The following is a 26,735-nucleotide window of genomic DNA, read 5'->3' on the forward strand; positions in this document are numbered from 1 at the left end:
AGATGAAAGAGAAAAGAATATAGACCATTTTAAAAGTCTTTCTTCTTTTCTCTTTTTTCTTTCCTCACAAAAACAAAAAATGACCAACCACGAACTCCTCATCAAACTCGCACACACCAAAATGCCTTTTGGTAAATACGAAGGCTATTATTTAATCGACCTTCCGGAGTATTATGTGGTTTGGTATGCCAATAAAGGTTTCCCTAAAGGACAATTAGGCGAACAATTAAAATTGGTACACGAACTCAAGCTAAACGGCTTAGAAGAACTAGTTAGAAATATCCGCAGAAACTTTCCAAGACAAAAATAAATTGTTTACAATTTAATTACAAAATTGATACATCGACTAATTGGCACATTGACTAATTAGTATTATCTTTGCACGTTTTTAAACTACAACAACGCACAAACAACAACAACACAATGAACCAAACTAAGTATATTTTTGTTACCGGAGGTGTGACTTCTTCTTTAGGAAAAGGAATTATCGCAGCTTCGTTAGCTAAATTATTGCAAGCCAGAGGATACCGAACAACCATTCAAAAGTTTGATCCATACATCAACGTAGATCCAGGAACATTAAATCCTTACGAACACGGAGAATGTTATGTAACAGACGATGGAGCCGAAACAGATTTGGATTTAGGTCACTACGAGCGTTTTTTAAATGTTCCTACATCTCAAGCGAACAACGTAACTACAGGAAGAGTCTATCTTTCGGTTATTGAAAAAGAGCGTAGAGGAGAATTTTTAGGAAAAACGGTTCAGGTGGTGCCTCATATCACAAACGAAATTAAGGAACGCATGCAGTTGCTTGGAAAATCGGGTGATTATGACATTGTGATTACAGAGATTGGTGGAACTGTTGGAGATATTGAATCATTACCTTACATAGAGTCAGTTAGACAATTGATTTGGGAATTAGGTGAAAATAACGGAATCGTTGTTCATTTAACGTTAGTGCCTTATTTGGCTGCTGCCGGAGAATTGAAAACGAAACCAACCCAACATTCAGTAAAAACCTTAATGGAAAGCGGAATCAAAGCCGATATTTTAGTGTGTCGTACCGAGCACGAATTGTCGCAAGATTTACGTCAGAAGTTAGCGTTGTTCTGTAATGTGAAAAAAGAAGCGGTAATTCAATCGATTGATGCATCGACTATTTATGAAGTTCCCAATTTAATGTTGGAAGAAGGATTAGATAGAGTTGCGCTAAAGAAATTAGATTTACCAGAAAAAAATACACCAGATTTAAACAACTGGAACGACTTCTTATTTAGATTGAAAAATCCGAAGTACGAAGTAAATATTGGTTTAGTAGGAAAATATGTGGAATTACAAGATTCTTACAAATCAATTTTAGAAGCATTTATTCATGCTGGAGCGGCAAATGAGACAAAAGTGAATGTAATTTCAATTCATTCTGAACATTTAGATGCCAATTCGGCAGAAAGTCAGTTGAAAGATTTAGATGGCATACTAGTTGCTCCTGGATTTGGCGGACGAGGAATTGAAGGTAAAATCGACACCGTTCGTTTTGCAAGAGAGAATAATATTCCGTTTTTCGGAATTTGTTTGGGAATGCAAATGGCGGTTATCGAATATTCGCGTAACATTTTAGGTTATACAGATGCGAATTCAACCGAAATGAATGAAAACACCGCTCATCCAGTAATCAACTTAATGGAAGAGCAAAAAAATATTGAAAACAAAGGAGGAACTATGCGTTTGGGCGCATGGAAATGTAGCATAAAAGAAAACACGTTGGCACAAAAAATCTATGGCAAAACCGAGATTATGGAACGTCACCGTCACCGTTATGAGTTCAATGGTGCGTATTTAAACGAATTAGAGAAAGCAGGATTAGTAGCTTCGGGAGTAAATCCAGATACGAAGTTGGTAGAAATTGTTGAAATTCCTACACATCCTTTCTTTATAGGCGTTCAATACCATCCTGAATATAAAAGTACAGTCGCTAATCCGCATCCACTTTTTGTGAGTTTTGTAGCTGCTGCTGTGCAACATAAAAATAAATAAACTGTTCATTTAATACTGAACACTGAACACTAATAAGTAGATGGAAGAAAAAAAATTAGACATAAATTCGATTATCGGATTTGTATTGATTTCGGGGATTTTATTATGGATGTTATATGCTAACACTCCTACCGCTGAAGAATTAAAGGAAAAAGAGAAAAAAGAACAAGTTGAAAAACAGGCAAAAGAAGCAAAACAAGCTAAAACTGTAACTCCAACTACAGTTACTACACCAACTGATTCTACTCAAAATATTGCTGCACAAGCAAAATTAGGCTCTTTTGGTTATTCTGCAACACTTCCATCAGCAACAGACACTGTAACAGAAATTAAAAATGACGTTTTATCGCTTAAAATTTCTAATAAAGGAGGTTATATCGTAGATGCAACCATTTTAGGATTTGATCAGTTTGAGAAAAACTCAAAAAAAGCAGTTCAAATTATTAAAGACAATAATGCATCTTTAGACATCACGTTAAACACTACTGACAACAGATCATTACATACCAAAGATTTATATTTTGAACCTAAATTAACCACAGAAGGAAAAAATCAAGTTTTAACTTTACAATTAAAAGCAGGTCCTGATCAGTTTTTAGAATATCGTTATGTTTTAAAACCTAACGAGTATATGTTGGATTTTGCAATTCGTTCTCAAGGATTAGAAAAAGTTGTGAATACATCAAAACCTTTAGATTTAGAGTGGCAATTAAAAACATTTAGAAATGAAAAAAGTATAAGTTATGAAAACCGTTATACTGAATTAGTATATGAATATGAAGATGGTAAAGATGATTATTTAAGTGCTGCAAAAGACTCTGAAGGTGAAGCTGCTGATGTTACTTACGTAGCCTTTAAACAACATTTGTTTACATCTATTTTATTGACTGATACAAAGTTTAAAAATGTAAAATTCAAATCAGACAATTTAGTTGATGACGAAGAAAAAGATACTGTTTTTACTAAAAATTTCTCGGCACAAATCCCTTTAGAGTTTAAAAATGGAGCTTTAAACTATAATATGAATTTGTATTATGGTCCAGCAAAATATGAAATCCTAAACAAATATGACAAAAATCTAGATGAAATAATGCCATTAGGTTGGGGAATTTTTGGCTGGATTAACCGCTATGTTTTTATCCCTGTTTTTGGATTTATTTCTGCATTAGGTATTAGTTATGGTATCGGAATTATTTTATTGACAATTTTTGTAAAACTTATTTTATCTCCAGTAACATATAAATCATTTTTATCGCAAGCAAAAATGAGAGTTTTACGTCCTGAAATTACTGAATTAAATGAGAAATTTAAGGATAATCCGATGAAGAAACAGCAAGAAACAATGAAATTGTATTCTAAAGCTGGAGTAAATCCAATGGCGGGTTGTTTACCAGCATTATTGCAAATGCCTGTTTTATATGCCTTAATCTATTTTTTCCCTTCTGTATTTGATTTAAGACAAAAATCATTCTTATGGGCAGATGATTTATCGTCTTATGATAGCATTTACGAATTACCGTTCAGAATTCCTCTTTATGGAAATCACATAAGCTTATTCCCTATTTTGGCTTCTATTGCAATTTTCTTTTATATGAAAATGACAACTGGAGATCAAGCTATGAGCACACCTCCACAAGAAGGTATGCCTGATATGGGGAAAATAATGAAAGTGATGATATACATTTCTCCAATCATGATGCTATTCTTCTTCAATAGTTATGCGTCTGGAATGAGTTTATATTATTTTATTTCTAATTTTATTGCCATTGGAATCATGTATGTAATAAAAAATTACATCGTGGACGAAAATAAAATTCACGCTCAAATCCAGGAGAATAAAACGAAAGAGAAAAAGGAAAGTAAATTCCAGAAAAAAATGCGCGAAATGATGGAGCAAGCAGAAGCTCAAAAAGCCGCACAAAAGAAAAAATAATTTTTATCTTTATATAAACCCTGTCTGCACCGACAGGGTTTCTTTTTTTATATTATGAAAATAACAATCATTGGATATGGTAATATGGGGCAAACCTATGCTAATAGCTTTATTAGTTCGGGATTTGTAAGTAATGCTGATATTTTTGTTTTAAACAGAAGCGAAATCGAAAAAAAGAAAGCTTTTGGAATTAAGAAAGAAAATTTATTTACCAAGTCCTCTCCTATTTTATTTGAAGCAGATATTTTAATTATAGCAGTAAAACCACAAGATTTTAAATCGCTTTCAAGTGAAATAAAATCATTTTTAAAACCTGACCATGTAGTATTATCAGTTATGGCTGGAATTACAATTCAAACTATGCAAGAAACACTGGGAATTAACAAAATTGTGCGTTCTATGCCAAATATTCCAACTCAAATAGGTGAAGGAATGACTGTGTTTTGTGCTTCTCAAGCAGTTGATAGAAAAGAATTATTTATTATCCAAAATTTAATAAACACTACTGGAAAGTCAATTTATATTGAACGTGAAGAAATGCTCAATGCTGCTACAGCTGTTTCAGGAAGTGGTCCTGCTTATGTATTTTATTTTATGCAATCAATGATAGATGCGGCTGTTTCAATAGGTTTTACACCTTCTGAAGCTGAATTTTTAGTAAGTCAAACATTTTCTGGCTCAGTACAATTACAAAATAGAAGTAAATTATCAAATGACGAATGGATTGAAAAAGTTGCATCAAAAGGAGGAACAACTGAAGCAGCATTAAAAATATTTAGTACTTTTAACCTCTCAAAAATCACTAATGATGCAATTTTGGCAGCAAATAATCGTTCTGAAGAACTTGGCAAGTTATTTGATAAAATAAACTAAAAAACACTTATGAAAAAGTATATCATCATATTATTCTTAACTATTTCTGCTTTTGCACAAGACAAAATTAATCAATTAGACGATCAAGGAAATCGCCATGGATTATGGAAAGGAACACACAAAGAAACAAATCGTCCAAGATATGAAGGTACATTTAATCATGGAAAAGAAATAGGTGTATTCAAATATTTTGATGATACTAAAGCTGGAACTGTAATAGCAACCCGAGATTTTTCTAAAGGAGATGGTTCTTGCTATGCAATTTTTTATGATCAAAAAGGGAATAAAGTTAGCGAAGGTAAATTAGTCAATAAAACACCTGATGGCGAATGGAAATATTATCATTTTGAATCTAAAACCATCATGTCTATTGAATTCTATAAAGACGGAAAATTAGAAGGAAATAGAAAAGTATTCTATAAAGATGGTACAATTGCAGAAGATACTAATTACAAAGCCGGAATTAAAGAAGGAACATCCAAAACCTATTCAGATAAAGGAAAATTAATTGATGAACACATTTACAAAAATGGTCAATATGAAGGATTAGCATCTTATTATGATGGCAACGGAAGTAAAATGTATGAAGGAAATTATGTGAATGGAAAACGTGTTGGAAACTGGAAATTTTTTGAAAATAACAAAGTAATCAAAGAAGTAAAAGCCGCAAAATTCAGTAAAGAATTAATCAAATACGAACAACGATACACTGAAAAAGTCACAAAAACATTTGAGCAAGTAAAAAAAGAACAAGAGAAAGGAAAATAATTATGAAACGAGTTGTTGTAGGGCTTTCTGGTGGTGTAGATTCGAGTGTTGCTGCCTATTTATTAAAAGAACAAGGTTATGAAGTCATCGGTCTTTTTATGAAAAATTGGCACGATGATTCAGTAACTATTTCAAACGAATGCCCTTGGTTAGAAGATAGTAATGATGCACTTTTAGTCGCCGAAAAATTAGGAATTCCTTTCCAAACGGTTGATTTATCAGAACAATACAAAGAAAAAATCGTTGATTATATGTTCAACGAATATGAAAAAGGTAGAACTCCAAATCCTGATGTATTATGCAATAGAGAAATCAAATTTGATGTTTTTATGAAAATTGCAATGTCACTAGGTGCAGATTATGTAGCTACAGGGCATTATTGCCGTAAAGGAACTCTTGAAAAAGACGGAAAAGAAATTTTTCAATTATTAGCCGGAAAAGACGATAACAAAGATCAATCCTATTTTTTATGTCAATTATCACAAGAACAATTGGCAAAAGCTTTATTTCCAATTGGCGAATTAACAAAACCCGAAGTTCGAGAAATTGCAACAAAATTAGATTTAATAACAGCTGAGAAGAAAGATTCACAAGGACTTTGCTTCATCGGAAAAGTGCGCTTACCTGAATTTTTACAACAAAAATTACAACCAAAAGACGGAATCATTGTAGAAATTCCAGCTGATGCTACCATATACTCAGAAGAAAAACCAAGTTTTAACTCAGAAGAAGAATCTTTTGCTTTTGAATCGCAACGCATTAACTATTTAAAAGTTCCTGGAAAAGTCGTAGGTAAACACCAAGGCGCTCATTACTTTACAAAAGGACAACGTAAAGGTTTAAATGTAGGAGGAACTAAAGAACCTCTTTTTATCATTGAAACTGACGTTGAAAAAAATATTATTTACACTGGTCAAGGCAATAATCATCCAGGATTATTCAAAAAAGCATTATTTATTGCAAATGAAGAAATTCACTGGATTAGAGAAGATTTAGCATTAAAAGATGGAGAAAAATTAGCTGTTTTAGCAAGAATTCGCTACCGCCAACCACTGCAAAAAGCTACTTTACACCAATATAAAAATGGAATGTATGTTGTTTTTGAAAAACCACAATCTGCTATTACTGAAGGACAATTTGTAGCATGGCATCATAACGACGAAGTATTAGGAAGCGGTGTAATTGCTTAATGTTTTGCTAGTTAACTACTTTAAATAAAATTTCTTATTTTTGATAAAACTAACCTTAAGCCCATGAAAAAAACGATACTCTTATTTTTATTGATTTTTAACTTAGGTTTTTCTCAAGAAGATGCTTGGGTTTATTTTTCAGGTAAACCAAATGCCGCAACTTATCTAGCAAATCCTTTGACAATGCTTACGCAAAGAGCTTTAGATAGACGAACAGCGCAAGGAATTGCATTAGATAATCTTGATGTACCAATTGCTCAAACCTATATAGATCAAATTACTGCATCTACTGGAATCACTGTAAAAGCTAAATCAAAATGGCTAAATGCGTTACATGTTAGAGGAACACAAGCTGATATTCAAGCATTAACAAGTTTGCCATTCGTGAGCTCAATAGAATTTGCAAATCAGACATTAAATACAAGAATGACCGCTATAAATACTAGTAATAGTATTAACAAAAACATGAATGTAGAAGTTACGTTTAATTATGGAACTTCAGCAAATCAAATTCAAATGTTAAACGGACATTTATTGCACCAACAAGATTATACTGGTGTAGGAAAAATAATTGCTGTTTTAGATTCTGGCTTTCAAAATGTAAATGTAGCTGCACCTTTTCAGCGTTTATTTACAAATAATTTAATATTAGGCGGATACAATTATGTGAATCAAAGCACTAATGTTTATGCACTTCATAATCATGGCACAATGGTTCTTTCTTGTATGGGAGGATTTGTTGATGGTCAATTAGTTGGAACAGCTCCTGATGCTCAATATTATTTATTTGTTACAGAAGATGTTGCCTCAGAAAATCCAGTTGAAGAAAGTTATTGGGTTGAAGCAGCTGAAGAAGCCGATAGATTAGGTGTTGATGTAATAACTTCTTCTTTAGGTTATTTTGGTTATGATAATCCAAATTATAGTCACACTTATAGTCAAATGACAGGTAATCAAGCATTTGCTTCAAGAGGTGCAAATATTGCTTTTACGCGAGGAATTGTTGTAATTGCAAGTGCAGGAAATTCTGGTGCAACCGCAGATCCTTATGTTGGTGTGCCTGGTGAAGCTACAAATGTTTTGGCTATTGGTGCTGTAAAAACTGACGAAACTTATGCAACTTTTAGCTCCATTGGTCCTTCTTTTGATGGCAGAGTTAAACCAGATATTATGGCTCAAGGCCAAGCAGCAGTCGTATCAAATACAAGTGGAGCAATTGTAACTGCAAACGGAACTTCTTTTTCTGGTCCAATTATGGCGGGAATGATAACTAGCTTTTGGTCTGCTGTTCCAAATTTAACAGCGGCAGAAGTGGTTCAATTTGTGAAACAATCTGCTGATAGATACACTGTACCTACAAATCAATTCGGATATGGAATTCCTGATTTTCAATTGGCATTGACCAATGCATTAAATGCACAAACTTTTGATAATGAGGTGTTTTCAATTTATCCTAACCCGATTAAAAATGTAATAACAATTACTATCCCAGACGAATCGGTAAATGCTACTTTATATTTATATAATAATTTAGGACAAAGAGTAAATGAAATTCTTTTAACAGCATCCAATCAAACCATAAATGTTGAAAATTTAGCTTCTGGAATCTATTTCTTTGAACTTTCAGCAAAAAACAAATTAATTCAAGGGAAATTAGTAAAACAATAATGAATAAAATTACCCAACTTTTCAATATTAAATATCCAATTATTCAAGGTGGAATGATTTGGAATAGTGGTTACAAATTAGCAAGTGCAGTAAGTAATGCTGGAGGTTTAGGATTAATTGGCGCTGGTTCCATGTATCCAGAAGTATTGCGCGAACATATTCAAAAATGTAAAAAAGCAACAGACAAGCCTTTTGGGGTAAATGTGCCTATGCTCTACCCAAATATTGAAGAAATCATGCAGATTTTAAAAGAAGAAGGTGTAAAAATCGTTTTTACCTCTGCTGGAAATCCAAAAACTTGGACTCCGTTTTTAAAAGAAAATGGAATTACCGTAGTACATGTGGTTAGTAGCTCAAAATTTGCCTTAAAAGCACAAGAAGCCGGAGTCGATGCAGTAGTTGCAGAAGGTTTTGAAGCAGGTGGTCACAATGGAAGAGAAGAAACCACTACCCTAACCTTAATTCCAATGGTGCGTGAACAAATTGATATTCCATTAATTGCTGCGGGAGGAATTGCAACTGGACGAGGAATGCTTGCCGCTATGACATTAGGTGCCGATGGTGTGCAAATGGGAAGTCGATTTGCTGCATCAACCGAAAGTTCAGCTCATGATGCATTTAAAAAAACAATCATTGAAACAGGTGAAGGTGATACACAATTAACTTTGAAAGAATTAGCACCTGTCCGATTAATTAAAAATAAATTCTACAATGATGTTCAAGAATTATATACAAAATGTCCTTCAAAAGAAGATTTAATAGATTTACTAGGCAAACGCAGAGCAAAAAGAGGTATGTTTGAAGGCGATTTAATCGAGGGGGAATTAGAAATTGGACAAATTGCGGGGTTAATTCACGACATATTACCTGTTGAAACTATTGTTGATAATATAATTACAGAATTTAACGTTGCTAAAAAAGAGCTTACTACCTTTGAATTTTAATTCTTTATACTAATGAAATTTTTTAAATACCTTTTATTTTTCCTTTTTCTAACCTCTTTTTCAAATTATGCACAACAATTTCGTTTTAAAACAACGAGCTTGTCTGTTTTAGAAAAAGATAGTAAAGACAACTGGGGAAAATGGTCAAAACCAGAAGCTACAGAAATGTTTGTAACTTTAGACTATGACAAGAATAAGATTGTAATCTATTCAAGAGAAATTCAACACTATACAATTGTTGAATATCTAGAGAAAGAAGTTACTAAAGCTGATGAAATTAACTCTTATTTGTGTAAAAATCAAGAAGGAACAGCGGTTAAAATTTCATTTTTCACAAGAGTAGATTTAGGAAATAAACCTCAACTATATGTCTATTTTAAAGATTTTATCTTTTGCTATGACATTGTAGAGGAAGTAAAATAATTTTCAGAAAACAAAAAATGACTCTTTACTTGAATTATCTCAATAAAGAGTCATTTTTATATTTAGTTAACACACTGTTGCGCTCAAAACTGTACTTTTGTATAAATATTAGTCTCTTATGAAAAAAGCTTTTTTATTTTTTACCCTAATTCTTACAACTGCAAATTTTGCTCAAGATAAGCCTAAATTAGTGGTTGGAATTGTAGTAGACCAAATGAAAATGGAATACTTATATCGTTTTTCAAATGATTTTTCAGAAAATGGTTTCAAACGATTGATGAAAGAAGGCTACACTTTTCACAATATGCACTACAATTACATGCCAACCTACACTGCTCCAGGACACGCTTCAGTTTACACTGGGACTACACCTGCTGTTCACGGAATTGTAGGGAACGAATGGTTTAACAAAGCCACAGGTAAAGAAATGTACTGTACTGATGATGCAACCGTTTCAACTATCGGAGATGACTCTGAAAAAGAAGGAAAAATGTCGCCAAGAAATTTACAAAGTTCTACCATGACTGATGAATTGAAACTATCAACAAATTTCAAAGGAAAAGTTATTGGAATCAGTATTAAAGATAGAGGTGCAATTCTTCCTGCTGGACATTTTGCTGATTGGGCATTTTGGTACAGCAAAACAGGAGCGTTTATTTCAAGTACGTATTACGGAGAAAAACTTCCTGATTGGGCAACGCAATTCAATGCTGAAAAAAATTATTTAAAATATGTTACAAAAGGTTGGGATTTATTAAAACCAAAAGAAACCTATAACGAAAGCTTAACTGATAATAATCCATACGAAGGAAAATTATACAAAAAAGCACCGTTTATGCCTTACAATTTACAAGACATGTATGATGCAAACGATGCTGGAATTCTACGTTCAACGCCTTTTGGAAATAATTTATTAGCTGATTTTGCTAAAAAAGCTATTGAAAGCGAAAATTTAGGAAAAGACAATGTTACCGATTTCTTAGCCGTAAGTTTCTCATCAACAGATTATATTGGACACGTTTTAGGGCCACGTTCTATAGAATTACAAGACACTTATTTAAGATTAGATGAAACTATTGCTGATTTCTTAGCATACTTAGATAAAACTGTTGGAAAAGGAAATTACTTGGTTTTCTTAACGGCTGATCATGCTGGAGCAGAAAATGTAACGTATTTGAAAGACAACAAATACAAAGTTGACAACATTAATTTTAAAAATATAGAAACGTCTTTAAAAGAATTTTCAGAAACTACTTTTGGCGAAAATGTATTATTAGATTATTCAAATTACAATGTTTTTATCGATAAAAATAAAGTAAAATCAAAAGGATTGAATTTACAAGATGTGAAACAAAGCTTTAAAGATTATTTGCAAAAACAAGACTACATAAAAAGAGCATACACTGAAGAAGAAGTAGCCAATGCAAATGCTAGTGATTACTACTTAAACTTTATTTCAAAAGGATATGACCCAACACAAAACGGAGAATTAGTATTGATTTTCAAACCTGGTTATGTAGAATATTCTTCAACTGGTACAACACATGGTTCACCATATTCTTACGATACACATGTACCTTTAATTTTCTTTGGCTGGAATATCCAAAAAGGACAAACCCACGACAGAAAAGAAATCACACAAATTGCTCCAACAGTTACCCATTTACTAAAAATTACCATGCCAAATAGTTCTGATGGCAAGGTTTTATTGGAGGTTTTGAATAAATAACAAAAAAGCATCAAACTAAAATTTGATGCTTTTTTATTCGTACTAATTCTTGAAATTCGAAGTTTACACCTCAATCATCACTTGATTTTTCAAAATATCATCAAACGTTTCGCGTTCTCTGATTAAGTGTCCTTTACCGTCTTTCCAAAGTACTTCTGCTGGTTTTAGTCGTGAGTTGTAGTTAGAGGCCATTGAAAAGCAATATGCGCCTGCATTTCGGAAACATAAAATATCACCTTCGTGAATTTCATTTATTCTTCGGTTACTACCAAAAGTATCCGTTTCGCAGATATAACCTACAACTGAATAATAACGTTCTTTGCCTTTTGAATTAGAAATATTCTCAATATGATGTTGCGCTCCATATAACATTGGACGAATTAAATGATTGAATCCAGAATCAATTCCAGCAAAAACAGTTGAAGTGGTTTGTTTTACCACATTTACTTTCGCTAAAAAATAACCTGCTTCACTTACCAAAAATTTTCCAGGCTCAAAGGCTAAAGTTAATGGACGACCATATTCTCTTTCGAAGGCTAAAAATCGTTTGGTTAATTTTCTTCCAAATTCTTCTACATTAGTCTCAATATCGCCTTTTTTGTAGGGCACTTTGAATCCACTACCAAAATCGATAAAATCTAATTCAGGGAAATACTTAGCGGTTTCGAATAAGATTTCGGCTGCATACAAAAAAACTTCTACATCTAAAATATCCGAACCTGTATGCATGTGAATTCCATTAATGTGCATTTTCGTATTTTCGATAATTCTTAAAATATGAGGCAATTGATGAATTGAAATTCCAAACTTACTATCAATATGACCCACAGAAATATTTGCATTCCCACCTGCCATCACATGTGGATTAATACGAATACAAACCGGAACATTTGGGTGTTTTGTGCCAAATTGTTCTAAAATTGATAAATTATCAATATTGATTTGAACTCCTAATGCTGCTACAGTTTCTATTTCTTCCATTGAAACACCATTTGGCGTATAAATAATATCATGAGGTTGAAAACCAGCATGTAAACCCAATTGTACTTCTTGAATAGAAACTGTATCTAAAGCCGAACCCAAACTTTTTAAATATTTTAATATGGAAACATTTGAAAGTGCCTTTACTGCATAATGCACCTTAAACTTTTCAACTTTGCTAAAAGCATTGGTTAATCGGTTATATTGAGAAGCAATTTTTGCTGCATCATAAACATACAGCGGACTTCCAAATTCATGGGCTAATTGAAGTAATTCATCTTGTTTCATGCTATTATTTTTTTTGCAAAAGTAGTTTTAAAAACTTCTTTTACAATTTTTAAAACAATAAATAACAAATTATAACATTTTGTTTTATTTGTAACATTATTATTATTTACTGGTGAAAAAAAATAATCAATTCATGTATATCAAATTCCCAAATTAAAGCGAAAAAAGTTAGTCAATTAAAAATTACTTTGCTATTTTTGTGGCACTTTTTTAAAACAAGATAAACGCATAACAATTATGAACATACACGAATATCAAGGTAAAGAAATCTTAGCAAGTTATGGTGTACGCGTACAACGTGGAATTGTAGCTAACAATCCAGTTGAAGCGGTTGCTGCTGCTAAACAATTAACTGCTGAAACAGGCACAAGTTGGTACGTAGTAAAAGCACAAATTCACGCAGGTGGTAGAGGAAAAGGTGGAGGAGTTAAGTTAGCTAAAAACTTAGACCAAGTAACTGAACTTTCTGAACAAATCATCGGAATGCAGTTAATTACACCACAAACGCCACCAGAAGGTAAAACAGTTCACAAAGTGTTAATTGCTGAGGATGTATATTACCCAGGTGAAAGTGAAACTTCAGAATTTTATGTATCTGTTTTATTAAATAGAGCTACAGGTCGTAATATGATTATGTATTCTACTGAAGGTGGAATGGATATCGAAGAAGTAGCAGAACACACACCTCATTTAATCTTTACAGAAGAAATTGATCCTGCTGTAGGATTACAAGGTTTCCAAGCAAGAAGAGTTGCTTTCAACTTAGGTCTTTCTGGAAATGCTTTCAAAGAAATGGTTAAATTTATTGATGCTTTATACAATGCATACATTGGTTCAGATGCTTCAATGTTTGAAATTAACCCAGTTCTTAAAACTTCAGACAATAAAATATTAGCTGTTGATGCTAAAGTAAATATCGACGACAACGCTTTATACAGACAACCTAAATATGCTGAAATGCGCGACGTTAGAGAGGAAAACCCTATTGAAGTTGAAGCTAAAGAAGCAGGTCTAAACTATGTTGACCTTGATGGTACAGTTGGATGTATGGTAAACGGTGCTGGTTTAGCAATGGCTACTATGGATTTAATTAAATATGCAGGTTTTGAACCAGCTAACTTCTTAGACGTAGGTGGAACTGCTGATGCAAAACGTGTTGAATTAGCTTTTAGAATTATCTTAAAAGATCCAAACGTTAAAGCGATTTTAATTAACATTTTTGGAGGAATCGTTCGTTGTGACCGTGTTGCTCAAGGTGTTGTTGATGCATACAAAAACATGGGTGATGATATTAAAGTACCTATCATTGTGCGTTTACAAGGTACAAATGCTGAAATTGCAAAAGAATTAATTGATAATTCAGGAATGCCAATCTTATCTGCTGTTCAATTCCAAGAAGCAGCTGACCAAGTAAAAGCAGCCTTATCATAATTCAAAAAACATACAAATAAAAAATCCCGATTCGGTTGAATCGGGATTTTTTTATATAAAAAGCGCTCTATTTTTTAATCATTTTAGTTTCATCAATATGAAATGCTTTTACCACAGCATTATAATCTTTGAAATCGACTTGATTTACAGATTTATTTCCAAGATATGCTGGAATAACAACTACTCTAAACACTTGATCTAATTTATAACCATTACCTAAACCTGCTAAGTCATAACCATGTAAGCTAACTTGTGCATCATATTGTGTAAAATCATAATCATAACCAAAATCTAAAGTTCCATCATTAAAATAATAGGTTTCTGGCATCAATTTCCAAACATCTCCAGCAGAACCATAATCTGCTAATCGGTAAACCAATACCATATCAGAAGAATAAATTGTGTGAGGAAAATCTAATAACGCTGTATATCCATTTCCTGAAACCAAATCCACATTAGAGTATTCAAAAACTTCGCTAATTGTATCGTTATCATAATCGTCACGAACTTCATTAACTGTACAACTTTGTAGTGTTATCATCCCGATAAAAGCAAACAATAAAGTAATTTTCTTCATAATCTTTAATTTTTAAATGTTTTCCTATATACATATAACCAATTGTTGTGCCAAACTTTTAAATCTTAAAATTTTGTATCTTCGTGAAATGAAAAATCAAGCTAGTTTATACATGATAATGCTTGGCTGTAAACCAAAAGGGCGTTTTACAGAGCAGCATGATATTTTTTTTGGTATTGCAAATTCTTTAGTTGATTTAGTTGAAGATTTAAAACTTTTTTGGCCCGAAGCAAAAGGTCAAATCCATATTGATGCTTGGCAAAAAGTAACTCAAGTAGATGGATATACAATAGAAATTATTTCTAAAATTGAAAAAACCGCTACAAATCAACAACAATTATTTTTTATCAATTTAGGAGGTTACAAAGAAAATGAATTTGAAGAATATCATTACAAAGTACTAACTGTAGCCCAAAACAAAGCGGAAGCAATAAAAAAAGCAAAACAAACTTCTTTCTATAAACATTATGGATTCAAAGGAGCAACTTCACATATTGATGATAAATATGGCATTGATGTAGATGATTTATATGATATTCAAGAAATTTTAGCAAAACAATACAAACAGAAGTATCAGTTGCATTTTAAACCTAGTACATCCATTTACAAAGATGAATTGCACATAGGATATTTAAAAATTGATAAAATAACATCTACAATGTAAATTATGGGAAGAAATAATCCAAAAAATATAAAAGCACATAACGACAAATTGCACAAAGAGCAAGCAAAAGAAAAAGCTAAAAAGAATGCTCGCGCCGAAAAATTGAAAGAGATTACTAGAAAATTCAACGAATCTAAACAATAATTTATGTCGAATTGTTATTGCGGAAATTCCATTCCTTTTCAAGATTGTTGCGAACCTTATATTAAAGGAATTGCTAATGCTCCAACTGCCGAAAAATTAATGCGTTCTCGTTACAGCGCTTTTGCAACCGGTGCCGCTGATTATTTGGTAAACACTACTCACATTTCTAAAAGACGCTACCACAACAAAAAAGATATATTAGCTTGGAGTCAAGCCAACAAATGGTTAAAATTAGAAGTTTTGGCTTCAACTGAAACCACGGTAACTTTCAAAGCCTATTATTTAGATGAAAATTTAAAAGCGCAAGTACATTATGAACATTCTACTTTTAAATTCGAAAATAATAGATGGTTTTATGTAGATGGAGAATATTAAATTCTCTTTTTGATTGGAATCCAAATTTCCTCTTCAGAATCAGGAGCATTATTTTTATATTTTTCTCCTAACATTTCAAATTGAGGACGATTGTCTAATTCATATTCGGAATTTGGCAACCAAACACCAAAAATATAACCAAATGTTTCTCTTGCTTTTGAAACATCTCCAATATGATTGAAAACTGCATACAAACCTTCCTCAATAATTAATGACTGCATTCCTTCGGGTATAAAATCAAAATCTGACACAGGAACCACAGCCCATTTTACAAATTTGGTTTGTGGATTGAAATCAAAATTTTCAGGATTGATTTGAATGTTGAATAAATCTGTGCCTAAAGCATTTTGAATTTCATTTCGTCTTGGCATAAAACTACTCCATAACTCAAAAGCACGATAATCAGTATAACTAAATGAAAGATTTTTACCTATAAATTTTGTCTCGGGAAATATTTTAATGGTTGGTTTCATTTAATATTGTACTGATAAATCAAAAATGAATTATTATCTGTCAATTCTTTATTCTTTAAACTTATAACAAATCCCTCATAACAATCTAACAATGATGTCTTATGCCTAATCGAAATATTTACTAATTCTTGTTTAGGCATTACATCATGAAATCCATCAGTTGATATTAGAATCCTATCATTATCTTCTAAATCAAATGTAAAATCATCAATTGATAAATTTTCAATACCAACTGCATTCTCTAAAATATTCTTAAATTTCAGCGATTTATAATCTTCAATAGAAATGATTCCTGCTTTTAAAGCTCTGTAAGCTGAAGTATGAGGTTTTGTAAGCTGTTTAATACCATTTCTACGCAAAATACATAACCTACTGTCTCCTATATGAAATCCATAAAGTTTAGAATCTTTAACTAAAAAAACAGTAAATGTAGTTGCCATGTCTGAAAATTCAGGTTGTTTCTGTAATTCTAAAACTTTTAGATTAATTAAAATTATATTATTTTTAATTTCGTTCAAATTACTCAAATTTTCATACTTCAAAAATTCGTCAACTACAAATTTTGAAACAAATCCCCCATTTTTATTACCTCCGACTCCGTCAGCTATACAAGCAATAAAAAAATCAGGCATAACTTTATACCCTAAATAATCTTGATTCTCCTTTCTTGGACCAATATCAGAATATTTAAAAACTAAACTCATTGTATTTTCTTATAAGCTTCTATTAATAGTGGATGCAATTCATTAACATTTAAACCAATTGAATACTCTAAATGCTCAATAGCTCTCTTTGTTTTATACCTATTAAACTTAAATTCTAATGCTAATCTTTTTGCTAAGTTATCATTTAATCCATCATAAGTAACATAATTTGCAAACATTCTTTCAACATAAAATCTATTGTGAGATGTTCCTAAAAACAATAATGTTATTAAACATTGTACTTTTGATGTCATATTCATTTGATTAAGTGGTGTTGATTCATAAAGCAACTTAACTTTATAAGCAAGAATATCACAATAATTAAAATTAAAACCTGATTTATCATCAATCCATTTACTATGAACATTAGCTAATTCATCTAATTTATGGTAATTTATAGAAATTAAATATTGAATATGTCTTGAACTTAAAGCAAAATGTAATGAATCTGAATATTCATTTTGCAAAATCATTTTCGATAATAGTAAGTCCCAATCTTCAATTTTAGTACTTTCAAAATCATTATTCTCAAGAAAATCAAAGTCACCATCTTCAAAACTTATAATGTGATTATCATTAAAATTTAAATTAAAAATATCATTTCTTAATTCATCTACAGAAATGTATCTATCTTCTTTTTTATCTTTTGTACAATTCGACAAAATTTGACTCCATATACTATTTTTAACAATAATCTCTCTCATAGGAGGTCTTGGATCATCAGGAAAGAATAAATCATGAATTACACAACCAACTGAATAAATATCACTTTGTAAAGTTGCATTTTTAAAATCTATATGTAATTCTAAAGCTGTGTAATGATCATCCGATTTTTGAGTACCTGTTAAGGTTAATGACGTTGAAGAATTATTCTGTTTAGAGATTAATCCAAAATCACTAATTGCATAATAAAATGTATCACCATCTTTTAACTTTAATATGTTACTTGGTTTAATATCTCTATGACATAATCCTAAATCATGAATTGATTCAAGCCCGTTTAATACATCATATATAATATTGATTTTTTGAGCATTTGTTAATGATTTCAAATCTAACTCTTCTTTCAAAGTACATTCAGCTAAAGGCATTATGTAAAACATTGGTTCATTGTCAAAATCATATGAAATAATTTGCACTATGTTTCTTGACTGAAAATCTTCTTGAGTTAGTGTTTCTCTAATAAATCTTTTTTTGAAGTGACCAATTTCTTCATCACTTGGAATATAATCTTGATTTATTGAAAATATTTTTAATGCATATGTGTCTCCTAATTCATCAACAACTTTAAATACAGTGCCATATCCACCTTTTCCTTTTTCTTCAACAACTTCATAATTTTTATATTTCATAAAATTCTTTTACATATTTCTTCTATACTGACCACCAACCTCAAACAATGCGCTGGTAATTTGCCCTAACGAACACACCTTGGTTGCATCCATTAATTTTTCAAAAATGTTTTGGTTGTTAATGGCTGCTTCTTGAATTACATTCAATTGCTCAGCTACTTTTTCTGCACTTGTTTTGTGAAGATTGCTCAACATATCAATTTGATATTGTTTTTCTTCTTCTGTTGCACGAATAACCTCAGCTGGAATAACTGTTGGCGAACCTTTTGAACTCAAGAACGTGTTTACACCAATAATTGGGAATTCTCCTGTGTGTTTTAAAGTTTCGTAATACAATGATTCTTCTTGGATTTTTGAACGTTGGTACATCGTTTCCATTGCACCTAAAACACCACCACGTTCTGTGATTCTGTCGAATTCTTGTAAAACAGCTTCTTCTACTAAATCGGTTAATTCTTCAATGATGAACGAACCTTGAATTGGATTTTCGTTTTTCGCTAAACCTAATTCTTTATTAATAATTAACTGAATTGCCATTGCTCTACGCACTGATTCTTCTGTTGGTGTTGTAATTGCTTCGTCGTATGCATTCGTGTGTAACGAGTTACAGTTATCGTAAATCGCATACAACGCTTGTAAAGTCGTACGGATATCATTGAAATCAATCTCTTGTGCGTGTAATGAACGTCCAGAAGTTTGAATGTGGTATTTCAACATTTGTGCTCTTTCGTTGGCTCCGTATTTATTTTTCAAAGCTTTCGCCCAAATTTTACGTGCTACTCTACCAATTACTGCATATTCCGGATCAATTCCGTTTGAGAAGAAGAACGATAAATTCGGACCGAAATCATTGATGTTCATTCCTCTACTTAAATAATATTCCACGTAAGTGAAACCATTTGCTAATGTGAAAGCTAACTGCGTAATTGGGTTCGCACCAGCTTCAGCAATATGATATCCAGAAATTGAAACCGAATAGAAATTACGAACATTTTGCTTAATGAAATATTCTTGAACATCACCCATCAAACGTAAAGCAAATTCCGTAGAGAAAATACAAGTATTTTGGGCTTGATCTTCTTTTAAAATATCCGCTTGAACCGTTCCACGAACTTGTGCTAACGTTTTTACTTTAATATCTTGGTAAACATCTAAAGGTAAAATTTGGTCACCTGTTACTCCTAAAAGCATCAAACCTAAACCATTATTTCCTTCTGGTAAAGCACCTTGATATCTTGGACGCTCTACTCCTTTTTTCTTGTAAATTTCATTGATTTTAGCTTCAACTTCATCTTGTAAACCGTTTTCAATGATGTATTTTTCACAGTTTTGATCGATGGCAGCATTCATGAAGAATCCTAACAACATTGGTGCTGGACCATTGATTGTCATCGAAACCGAAGTCAACGGATGACTTAAATCAAAACCTGAATATAATTTCTTAGCATCGTCTAAACAACAAATCGAAACTCCTGCATTTCCAATTTTTCCATAAATATCTGGTCGAACATGTGGATCATTTCCGTATAAGGTTACCGAGTCAAAAGCTGTTGATAAACGTTTAGCTGGTAATCCCGCAGAAACATAATGGAAACGTTTGTTGGTTCTTTCTGGTCCTCCTTCTCCTGCAAACATTCTACTTGGATCTTCTCCTTCGCGTTTGAATGGATATAATCCTGATGCGAATGGGAATTCTCCTGGTACGTTTTCTTGTAAATTCCATTTTAAAATATCGCCCCAAGCTTGGTATTTTGGTAACGCTACTTTTGGAATTTGAGAATGTGATAACGATTCGGTATGTGTTGCGATTTTGATTTCTTTATCACGAACTTTGAAACTGTAAACCGGATTTTTGTATTTGTTTACTTTTTCGTCCCAAGTTAAAATGATTTCCCAATTGTATGGGTCAAGGTTCATTTTTACTCTATCAAATTCTTTAGTCAATAGCGAAACGAAATCTTTGTTATCAGCAGTAATTTTTAAAGAACTTTCAACAATTCCAGCTTTGTCTAATTGCGGTACATTTCCGTTAACCGATTCAACAGTTTTGAAAATTCCATATAATTTTTGAGCTACTTCTACTTGAGAAAGTGCTGTTTCGTCATATTTTCTATTGTTTTCTGCAATCTCAGATAAGTAACGTGTTCTGTGAGGTGGAATTACGAAAATCTTCTCGCTCATTTCACGGGTAATTTCAAAAGTCGATTGTAAATCCGCTCCTGTTTTCTCCACAATCTTATCCATGATAGATTTGTAAAGCGTATTCATTCCAGGGTCGTTGAATTGCGAAGCGATAGTTCCAAAAATTGGCATTTTATCAGTATCTACATCCCACAAATTATGATTACGTTGGTATTGTTTTTTTACATCACGAATTGCATCTAATGCACCACGTTTGTCGAATTTATTCAATGCTACTAAATCAGCAAAATCCAACATATCGATTTTTTCCAACTGAGTTGCAGCACCAAACTCTGGTGTCATTACATATAATGAAACATCAGAATGATCCATAATTTCGGTATCCGATTGTCCAATTCCTGAAGTTTCTAAAACAATCAAATCGTATTTCGCTGCTTTCAAGACTTGAATTGCTTCTGCTACATATTTCGATAAAGCTAAATTCGATTGACGAGTTGCTAACGAACGCATATAAACACGAGAATTGTTAATCGCATTCATACGAATTCTATCGCCTAACAAAGCACCTCCCGTTTTACGTTTTGATGGGTCAACCGAAATTAATCCGATTGTCTTTTCAGGGAAATCTATTAAAAACCTTCTAACCAATTCATCAACTAAAGATGATTTTCCAGCACCACCCGTTCCTGTAATTCCTAAAACTGGTATTTTTGATGTCTCATTCTTTTGGTGAATTTCATCAAAAACAGATTTTGCAATTTCTGGAAAATTCTCAGCTGCCGAAATTAATCTTGCAATTGCTGTTGGATTTTTCTCTTCGATATGCGATAATTCGCCCGTAAGTTTATCACCAATTGGACAATCTGAACGTTGCACTAAATCGTTAATCATACCTTGTAATCCCATAGCACGACCATCATCTGGAGAATAAATTCTTTCTATTCCGTATTCGTGTAATTCTGAGATTTCAGAAGGTAAGATAACTCCTCCACCTCCACCAAATATTTTGATGTGACCTGCTCCTTTTTCCTTAAGCAAATCATACATGTATTTGAAATATTCGTTATGACCTCCTTGGTAAGACGTCATTGCAATTGCATTTGCATCTTCTTGAATGGCTGTATTTACAACTTCTTCCACACTTCTATCATGCCCAAGGTGAATTACCTCAACACCGGTAGCTTGAATAATTCTACGCATGATATTAATAGCGGCATCGTGACCATCAAAAAGTGATGCTGCGGTCACAATTCTTACTTTATTTTTAGGAATATAAGGAGTTTGTAGTTCCATCTGTAATTTTTATTCGTTTTAAAGGGTGCAATTTACGAATTTAATAATTTTTTCCTTTGAAAAAATTAAAATTATTCTTCCATAAAAAAGGCACTATATTTGCTTAGATATTCCCTAAAAATCGATAAAAATGAAGAAAATAGTATTTACGTTCGTTGCCTTTGGTTTATTGAGTTGTGCCGAAATGCAGCAAGTTATGGCACAATTACCACAAGGAACTAGTGTTTTAAGTCAAGGAGAAATTGGTAATGGATTAAAAGAAGCGCTGAATAATGGCATCTCCAAACAAGTTTCAAAATTAACGGCTACCGATGGATTTTTCAAAAATGAAGCGGTAAAAATTTTACTTCCAGACGAACTAAAAGTGGTTGATAAAAAGTTACGCCAGATAGGTATGGGCAAATTAGCCGATGAAGGTTTAAAAGTAATCAATCGTGCAGCGGAAGATGCTGTAAAAGAAGCAACACCTATTTTTGTAGATGCTGTAAAGCAAATGACCTTTACTGATGCTAAAAACATTTTGATGGGTAATGAAAGTTCGGCAACAACCTATTTGCAAAACACCACTTCAACTGCTTTGTATGCCAAATTTAATCCCGTGATTAAAAATTCGTTTACCAAAGTAGGTGCCGATAAAGTTTGGAAAGAAATTATTACTAAATACAATAGCATTCCATTGGTAAAGAAAGTAAATCCTGATTTAACAGATTATACAACGAACAAAGCAATGGAAGGTGTTTTCAAAATGATTGCGGTGGAAGAAAAAGACATCAGAACTAATTTAGCCTCAAGAAGTTCAGATTTATTAAAGAAAGTTTTTGCCTTACAAGACAAAAAATAGTTTTTGTAATTGAATTTTTACAGAAAAAACGTTTTCGTAAAAATTTAGTAATCAATAACATAAGTATAACATATCCTTAACATTACGATTAAAAAAAACATCGGATATTTGCAGAGTAATAAATTTGAGTTTTTCTCATTTGGTTAGGGTTAGTTTAAAAAATCACCACGCTTTAGGGCGTGGTTTTTTGTTTTATGATTTAACCTCGCTGTCTCAAATACCCAATCACCGTTTCATTAAAAACAACCGGTTGTTCAACATTTACAACGTGTCCGCAGTTTTGAATTACAAATAATTCGGCCGTTTTTACGTGGTTAGCCACAACTTGTCTTACAGCTGGCAAAAACATATAATCTTCTTCTCCCATGACATAAAGTGTAGGAATATCTAATTCCACTTGGCGAAACCAACGTAATACAGGATTAATTTCTGCTGTTAGTTTGAACCATTTGATAAATTCCTTTTGGTAGAGTTTTTTGGCTTCATTAATAAATAACAAGCGAGAATTTTTGTGATTTTTTTTAGGCATAATCACAAAGGCAAAAAATTTGTATAAAACCAAATATGGCAATACATATTTAAACATATTTCCTAATCGCATCAAAATTTGAGAGCGAAAGTTCATTTTTAAAATAGCACCGCCTAAAATCATGCTTTTAACTCGTGTAGGATACATTTCTGCTAATTGGCGAATAACAATTGAACCTAACGAAATACCTACAAAATGTGAGCTTTTAATTTGAAGATAATCTATCACTTCGATTACGTCATTAGCGATTGACTTGAACGTATATTTTTGTTTGAAAGCTGTTTTTATTTGTTCATTTGAATTGCCATGACCACGCAAATCGAGCAACAAGACATTGAAATGCTTTTGGAAATCACGAATCTGCTTGAACCAAATAGAAGAACTTCCTCCTGCTCCATGAACAAAAGTAACCCATTCGGCACTAGCTTCGTTTTTATAAATAGTGTATGAAATCAATGTTTAATATTTTTCCAAATGTAGCTTTTTATGATGAAAGAGAAAAGAAAATACAAAAAAGAGCCACTTGCTATATTTTTGAATGCAATAATTTAAAATAATCAAATGCTTTTAATAAGCGACTTCCATACCATGAAAACATTTCGCCATCTACAAAAACGGTTTTGGCATGATGAGTAAAACGTCCAATTTCAAACGCATGTTCATCTTTAAAAGGAAAAGGTTCTGAAGACAAAAACACATAATCTGGATCGCCTTCTAATCGGATTTTCTTCAATTCGATTTCTGGATAACGACCTTCTTTTTCTTTGTAAATATTCTCGAAATGATTCAATTGTAATAATTCATTGATAAACGTATCATTCCCAGCAACCATGTGCGGATTTGCCCAAATGAAATAAGCTACTTTTTTAATTGGTTTTTCTTTGATAAATTGCTGAAAATCATAATAAATAAAATTAATTTTGTCAATCCATTTTTGTGCCTCTGTGCGTTTATTGAATAATTGACCAAAATCGTGAATCATTTGTAAATTATCGGCGATTGTATGAATATCGGTTACCCAAACTGGACAAACTTGACTCAATTCGGCTACAATTTCTTGAGTATTTTCTTCTTTGTTACAAATGATAATATCCGGCTGAAGCGCTTTAATTTTATCAATTCTTACATTTTTTGTTCCACCAACAATTGCTTTAGTAGGCTTAAAATGAATAGGATGCACACAGAATTTAGTTATACCAACAATAGCATCTTCTAAACCTAAATCACATAACAACTCGGTTTGTGAAGGTACTAACGAGACAATTCTTTTGGGAGTTGCTTCAAAAATATGTTGGGTTCCTATTTGGTCTGTGAATTGCATTGTTTCAAAATTTAACCCAAAATTTCAGCCATTTCTTGTTGCAATTTTAGTGCTTCAGTTCTTGCTTTTTCAGCAAAATCAGTTCCGTTTGAAGCGTAAATAATCCCTCTTGAAGAATTAATAAGCAAGCCTACATTATCACTCATACCATATTTGCAAACATCGGCTAAGCTTCCACCTTGTGCTCCTACTCCAGGAACTAATAGAAAGCTATTGGGAACAATTTTTCTGATTTCGGTAAAATATTCCGCTTTTGTTGCACCTACAACATACATCAAATTTTCAGCATTTTTCCATGATTTTGACGTTTCTAAAACCACTTTGTACAATTCTTGTCCATCAATGTTTTTTGTTTGAAAATCAAATGCACCTTCGTTGGATGTCAAAGCAAGCATAATTGTATGTTTATTTTCAAAAGCTAAAAACGGTTCTACCGAATCTTTGCCCATATAAGGAGCTACTGTGACCGAATCGAAATTCAAATCTTCAAAAAAAGCTTTTGCATACATTGAAGAAGTATTACCAATATCGCCACGTTTTGCATCGGCAATGGTAAAAATTTCAGGATAGTTTGAATTGATATAATTAATCGTCTTTTGAAGCGATTGCCAACCTTTTATTCCATAAGCTTCATAAAATGCTGTATTGGGTTTATAGGAAACACACAAATCATGTGTGGCATCTATAATAGCTTTGTTAAATTCAAAAATTGGATCTTCTGAAACGAGTAAATGTTGTGGAATTTTAGTTAAATCTACATCCAAGCCAATACAAAGAAAAGATTTTTTGGAATGAATTTGAGTTGTTAGTTGTTGTGTTGTCATTATGTTGTTGTGTTATTTAAACGCAAAGTTCGCAAAGTTTTTCGCAAAGTTGGCAAGGATTTAAAAAAAATGCCAAACAAATTATTGTTTAGCATCTTTTCTCTTTATTCTATCTTCTATTTTCTTTTATTTTAGAAAACTTCGCTTTCTTTCAGTTTTTCTGTGTTGGCTACTAATTGCAATTCATCAATCATTTTATGAAGATTTCCATTCATAAAACCATCCAAATCAAAGATACTCAAACCAATTCTATGATCAGTAATTCTTCCTTGTGCATAGTTATATGTTCTAATTTTAGCCGAACGGTCACCACTACTTACTTGCGAATTACGTTTTTTAGCATCTTCTTCTTGTTTTTTTGCTAATTCCATTTCATACAAACGAGAACGCAAAACCGTTAACGCTTTATCCTTATTTTTGTGTTGCGATTTTTCATCCTGACATTGCGCCACTAATCCTGTTGGAATGTGTGTCATACGAACCGCTGATTTTGTTGTATTTACCGATTGTCCTCCAGGACCAGATGAACAGAAAAAATCGATGCGAACATCATTCATATCTATTTGTACATCAAATTCTTCCGCTTCAGGCAAAACCATTACTGTAGCTGCCGATGTGTGAACACGACCTTGTGTTTCAGTTTGAGGAACACGTTGTACACGGTGTACTCCTGCTTCAAATTTTAAAGTACCGTAAACATCTTCTCCGGTTACTTCAAAAATCACCTCTTTAAATCCTCCAGAAGTACCTTCACTTACATCAACAACAGAAGTTCTCCAGCCTTTAGAATCGCAATATTTAGTGTACATACGGTATAAATCTCCTGCAAAAATTGAGGCCTCATCACCTCCAGTACCTGCACGAATTTCCACCATAACGTTTTTCGCATCTTCAGGGTCTTTAGGAATCAACATAAATTTGATTTCTTCTTCTAATTGCGGTAAACGTTCTTTTGCTTCTTCCAATTGCATTTTGGCCATTTCAACCATTTCGGCATCAGAACCATCTGCTATAATTTCGTTAGCTTCTTTGATGTTTCCATCCAAAATGATATACTCATCTCTTTTATCAACTAAAGCTTTTAAATCTTTATATTCTTTATTTAATTGTACATAACGCTTTTGATCGGCTATCACATCAGGTTGAATAATCAAATCTGAAATTTCGTCGAAACGTTGTTTTACATATTGTAATCTATCTAACATAGTAGTCCTTTATTTTGGAGTGCAAA

At 32.4% G+C, this 26,735-nt stretch carries 25 protein-coding genes; 15 read left to right on the forward strand and 10 right to left on the reverse strand.

All coding sequences use genetic code 11. The features are described from left to right. Positions 1–79: 79 nt before the first annotated feature. From G4L40_RS11320 to pafA, 10 genes are all read left to right on the forward strand, one after another. Positions 80–310 carry a DUF3820 family protein gene (locus tag G4L40_RS11320; RefSeq protein ID WP_166237311.1) on the forward strand — a complete coding sequence of 77 codons (231 nt, stop codon included), beginning with the start codon at positions 80–82 and terminating at the stop codon, positions 308–310. Between the two features lie 113 nt (positions 311–423). Next, positions 424–2,037 carry a CTP synthase gene (locus G4L40_RS11325; protein ID WP_166237312.1) on the forward strand — a complete coding sequence of 538 codons (1,614 nt, stop codon included), beginning with the start codon at positions 424–426 and terminating at the stop codon, positions 2,035–2,037. A 40-nt stretch (positions 2,038–2,077) separates the two neighbouring features. Beyond that, on the forward strand, positions 2,078–3,970 hold the full coding sequence (gene yidC / locus G4L40_RS11330) for a membrane protein insertase YidC (RefSeq protein WP_166237313.1): 1,893 nt from the start codon (positions 2,078–2,080) through the stop codon (positions 3,968–3,970). Between the two features lie 54 nt (positions 3,971–4,024). Next, positions 4,025–4,843, forward strand: a complete 819-nt coding sequence (gene proC / locus G4L40_RS11335) for a pyrroline-5-carboxylate reductase (RefSeq protein WP_166237314.1) — start codon at positions 4,025–4,027, stop codon at positions 4,841–4,843. 9 nt (positions 4,844–4,852) lie between these two features. Further along, positions 4,853–5,611, forward strand: coding sequence for a toxin-antitoxin system YwqK family antitoxin (locus G4L40_RS11340; RefSeq protein ID WP_166237315.1), 759 nt, complete (start codon positions 4,853–4,855; stop codon positions 5,609–5,611). Positions 5,612–5,613: 2 nt separating this feature from the next. Continuing rightward, positions 5,614–6,801, forward strand: coding sequence for a tRNA 2-thiouridine(34) synthase MnmA (mnmA, locus tag G4L40_RS11345; protein ID WP_166237316.1), 1,188 nt, complete (start codon positions 5,614–5,616; stop codon positions 6,799–6,801). A gap of 63 nt (positions 6,802–6,864) precedes the next feature. Further along, a complete protein-coding gene (locus G4L40_RS11350; RefSeq protein ID WP_166237317.1) occupies positions 6,865–8,469 on the forward strand; it encodes a S8 family serine peptidase in 1,605 nt (534 codons plus the stop codon). Continuing rightward, a complete protein-coding gene (locus G4L40_RS11355; protein ID WP_166237318.1) occupies positions 8,469–9,413 on the forward strand; it encodes an NAD(P)H-dependent flavin oxidoreductase in 945 nt (314 codons plus the stop codon). The genes G4L40_RS11350 and G4L40_RS11355 overlap by 1 nt, the downstream gene beginning before the upstream one ends. A gap of 99 nt (positions 9,414–9,512) precedes the next feature. After that, on the forward strand, positions 9,513–9,836 hold the full coding sequence (locus tag G4L40_RS11360; protein WP_166237319.1) for a hypothetical protein: 324 nt from the start codon (positions 9,513–9,515) through the stop codon (positions 9,834–9,836). 118 nt (positions 9,837–9,954) lie between these two features. Next, on the forward strand, positions 9,955–11,565 hold the full coding sequence (pafA, locus tag G4L40_RS11365; RefSeq protein ID WP_166237320.1) for an alkaline phosphatase PafA: 1,611 nt from the start codon (positions 9,955–9,957) through the stop codon (positions 11,563–11,565). A 63-nt stretch (positions 11,566–11,628) separates the two neighbouring features. On the opposite strand, the gene lysA is transcribed toward pafA, so the two are convergent. Next, positions 11,629–12,834, reverse strand: coding sequence for a diaminopimelate decarboxylase (lysA, locus tag G4L40_RS11370; RefSeq protein WP_166237321.1), 1,206 nt, complete (start codon positions 12,832–12,834; stop codon positions 11,629–11,631). A 237-nt stretch (positions 12,835–13,071) separates the two neighbouring features. Here lysA and sucC point away from each other — a divergent pair, with 237 nt between their 5' ends. Next, the gene (sucC, locus tag G4L40_RS11375; RefSeq protein ID WP_166237322.1) at positions 13,072–14,265 is read left to right on the forward strand and encodes an ADP-forming succinate--CoA ligase subunit beta; all 1,194 of its coding nucleotides are present in this window, start codon (positions 13,072–13,074) and stop codon (positions 14,263–14,265) included. A 67-nt stretch (positions 14,266–14,332) separates the two neighbouring features. On the opposite strand, the gene G4L40_RS11380 is transcribed toward sucC, so the two are convergent. Then, entirely contained in the window at positions 14,333–14,842 is a 510-nt protein-coding gene (locus tag G4L40_RS11380) for a hypothetical protein (protein ID WP_166237323.1), read from the reverse strand. Between the two features lie 88 nt (positions 14,843–14,930). Here G4L40_RS11380 and G4L40_RS11385 point away from each other — a divergent pair, with 88 nt between their 5' ends. From G4L40_RS11385 to G4L40_RS11395, 3 genes are read left to right on the forward strand one after another with little or no spacing between them, the layout of a single operon-like run. Then, a complete protein-coding gene (locus G4L40_RS11385; RefSeq protein WP_166237324.1) occupies positions 14,931–15,506 on the forward strand; it encodes a DUF1543 domain-containing protein in 576 nt (191 codons plus the stop codon). 3 nt (positions 15,507–15,509) lie between these two features. Further along, complete coding sequence (locus G4L40_RS11390; protein WP_162833735.1) at positions 15,510–15,650, forward strand: hypothetical protein; 141 nt, start codon at positions 15,510–15,512, stop codon at positions 15,648–15,650. A gap of 3 nt (positions 15,651–15,653) precedes the next feature. Further along, complete coding sequence (locus G4L40_RS11395; RefSeq protein ID WP_166237325.1) at positions 15,654–16,025, forward strand: YchJ family protein; 372 nt, start codon at positions 15,654–15,656, stop codon at positions 16,023–16,025. Here G4L40_RS11395 and G4L40_RS11400 read toward each other — a convergent pair. The 4 genes from G4L40_RS11400 to G4L40_RS11415 are packed head-to-tail and all read right to left on the reverse strand — an operon-like array spanning position 16,022 to position 21,989. Continuing rightward, a complete protein-coding gene (locus tag G4L40_RS11400; protein WP_166237326.1) occupies positions 16,022–16,498 on the reverse strand; it encodes a GyrI-like domain-containing protein in 477 nt (158 codons plus the stop codon). The genes G4L40_RS11395 and G4L40_RS11400 overlap by 4 nt on opposite strands. Then, positions 16,495–17,202, reverse strand: a complete 708-nt coding sequence (locus G4L40_RS11405; protein WP_166237327.1) for a PP2C family protein-serine/threonine phosphatase — start codon at positions 17,200–17,202, stop codon at positions 16,495–16,497. The genes G4L40_RS11400 and G4L40_RS11405 overlap by 4 nt, the downstream gene beginning before the upstream one ends. Next, positions 17,199–18,554: a serine/threonine-protein kinase gene (locus G4L40_RS11410; protein WP_166237328.1), complete on the reverse strand. Its 1,356-nt coding sequence runs from the start codon at positions 18,552–18,554 to the stop codon at positions 17,199–17,201. The genes G4L40_RS11405 and G4L40_RS11410 overlap by 4 nt, the downstream gene beginning before the upstream one ends. Before the next feature lie 9 nt (positions 18,555–18,563). Next, positions 18,564–21,989, reverse strand: a complete 3,426-nt coding sequence (locus G4L40_RS11415; RefSeq protein ID WP_166237329.1) for a methylmalonyl-CoA mutase family protein — start codon at positions 21,987–21,989, stop codon at positions 18,564–18,566. A gap of 130 nt (positions 21,990–22,119) precedes the next feature. Between G4L40_RS11415 and G4L40_RS11420 the strand changes: the two genes are divergently transcribed. Beyond that, complete coding sequence (locus G4L40_RS11420) at positions 22,120–22,830, forward strand: DUF4197 domain-containing protein (RefSeq protein WP_166237330.1); 711 nt, start codon at positions 22,120–22,122, stop codon at positions 22,828–22,830. Positions 22,831–23,029: 199 nt separating this feature from the next. On the opposite strand, the gene G4L40_RS11425 is transcribed toward G4L40_RS11420, so the two are convergent. The 4 genes from G4L40_RS11425 to prfA form a co-directional block, all read right to left on the reverse strand. Beyond that, a complete protein-coding gene (locus tag G4L40_RS11425) occupies positions 23,030–23,815 on the reverse strand; it encodes an alpha/beta fold hydrolase (RefSeq protein WP_166237331.1) in 786 nt (261 codons plus the stop codon). Positions 23,816–23,885: 70 nt separating this feature from the next. Then, positions 23,886–24,680 (reverse strand): ABC transporter substrate-binding protein, encoded by a 795-nt coding sequence (locus tag G4L40_RS11430; RefSeq protein ID WP_166237332.1) that lies wholly within the window; start codon positions 24,678–24,680, stop codon positions 23,886–23,888. A gap of 11 nt (positions 24,681–24,691) precedes the next feature. Then, entirely contained in the window at positions 24,692–25,504 is an 813-nt protein-coding gene (gene pyrF / locus G4L40_RS11435) for an orotidine-5'-phosphate decarboxylase (RefSeq protein WP_166237333.1), read from the reverse strand. Between the two features lie 131 nt (positions 25,505–25,635). Beyond that, positions 25,636–26,709, reverse strand: coding sequence for a peptide chain release factor 1 (prfA, locus tag G4L40_RS11440; RefSeq protein WP_166237334.1), 1,074 nt, complete (start codon positions 26,707–26,709; stop codon positions 25,636–25,638). Positions 26,710–26,735: the final 26 nt, after the last annotated feature.

The sequence above is a fragment of the Flavobacterium celericrescens genome (assembly GCF_011392075.1).
Taxonomy (GTDB): domain Bacteria; phylum Bacteroidota; class Bacteroidia; order Flavobacteriales; family Flavobacteriaceae; genus Flavobacterium; species Flavobacterium celericrescens.

Bases quoted from the DNA above. Each gene is read 5' to 3' on its own strand.
- pyrF (WP_166237333.1), bottom strand. From the start codon at position 25,504: ATGACAACACAACAACTAACAACTCAAATTCATTCCAAAAAATCTTTT.
- yidC (WP_166237313.1), top strand. From the start codon at position 2,078: ATGGAAGAAAAAAAATTAGACATAAATTCGATTATCGGATTTGTATTG.
- G4L40_RS11355 (WP_166237318.1), top strand. From the start codon at position 8,469: ATGAATAAAATTACCCAACTTTTCAATATTAAATATCCAATTATTCAA.
- prfA (WP_166237334.1), bottom strand. From the start codon at position 26,709: ATGTTAGATAGATTACAATATGTAAAACAACGTTTCGACGAAATTTCA.
- G4L40_RS11320 (WP_166237311.1), top strand. From the start codon at position 80: ATGACCAACCACGAACTCCTCATCAAACTCGCACACACCAAAATGCCT.
- G4L40_RS11415 (WP_166237329.1), bottom strand. From the start codon at position 21,989: ATGGAACTACAAACTCCTTATATTCCTAAAAATAAAGTAAGAATTGTG.
- G4L40_RS11385 (WP_166237324.1), top strand. From the start codon at position 14,931: ATGAAAAATCAAGCTAGTTTATACATGATAATGCTTGGCTGTAAACCA.
- mnmA (WP_166237316.1), top strand. From the start codon at position 5,614: ATGAAACGAGTTGTTGTAGGGCTTTCTGGTGGTGTAGATTCGAGTGTT.
- G4L40_RS11420 (WP_166237330.1), top strand. From the start codon at position 22,120: ATGAAGAAAATAGTATTTACGTTCGTTGCCTTTGGTTTATTGAGTTGT.
- G4L40_RS11430 (WP_166237332.1), bottom strand. From the start codon at position 24,680: ATGCAATTCACAGACCAAATAGGAACCCAACATATTTTTGAAGCAACT.
- sucC (WP_166237322.1), top strand. From the start codon at position 13,072: ATGAACATACACGAATATCAAGGTAAAGAAATCTTAGCAAGTTATGGT.
- lysA (WP_166237321.1), bottom strand. From the start codon at position 12,834: ATGAAACAAGATGAATTACTTCAATTAGCCCATGAATTTGGAAGTCCG.
- G4L40_RS11400 (WP_166237326.1), bottom strand. From the start codon at position 16,498: ATGAAACCAACCATTAAAATATTTCCCGAGACAAAATTTATAGGTAAA.
- G4L40_RS11325 (WP_166237312.1), top strand. From the start codon at position 424: ATGAACCAAACTAAGTATATTTTTGTTACCGGAGGTGTGACTTCTTCT.
- G4L40_RS11340 (WP_166237315.1), top strand. From the start codon at position 4,853: ATGAAAAAGTATATCATCATATTATTCTTAACTATTTCTGCTTTTGCA.
- G4L40_RS11410 (WP_166237328.1), bottom strand. From the start codon at position 18,554: ATGAAATATAAAAATTATGAAGTTGTTGAAGAAAAAGGAAAAGGTGGA.
- G4L40_RS11390 (WP_162833735.1), top strand. From the start codon at position 15,510: ATGGGAAGAAATAATCCAAAAAATATAAAAGCACATAACGACAAATTG.
- G4L40_RS11350 (WP_166237317.1), top strand. From the start codon at position 6,865: ATGAAAAAAACGATACTCTTATTTTTATTGATTTTTAACTTAGGTTTT.
- G4L40_RS11380 (WP_166237323.1), bottom strand. From the start codon at position 14,842: ATGAAGAAAATTACTTTATTGTTTGCTTTTATCGGGATGATAACACTA.
- pafA (WP_166237320.1), top strand. From the start codon at position 9,955: ATGAAAAAAGCTTTTTTATTTTTTACCCTAATTCTTACAACTGCAAAT.
- proC (WP_166237314.1), top strand. From the start codon at position 4,025: ATGAAAATAACAATCATTGGATATGGTAATATGGGGCAAACCTATGCT.
- G4L40_RS11405 (WP_166237327.1), bottom strand. From the start codon at position 17,202: ATGAGTTTAGTTTTTAAATATTCTGATATTGGTCCAAGAAAGGAGAAT.
- G4L40_RS11395 (WP_166237325.1), top strand. From the start codon at position 15,654: ATGTCGAATTGTTATTGCGGAAATTCCATTCCTTTTCAAGATTGTTGC.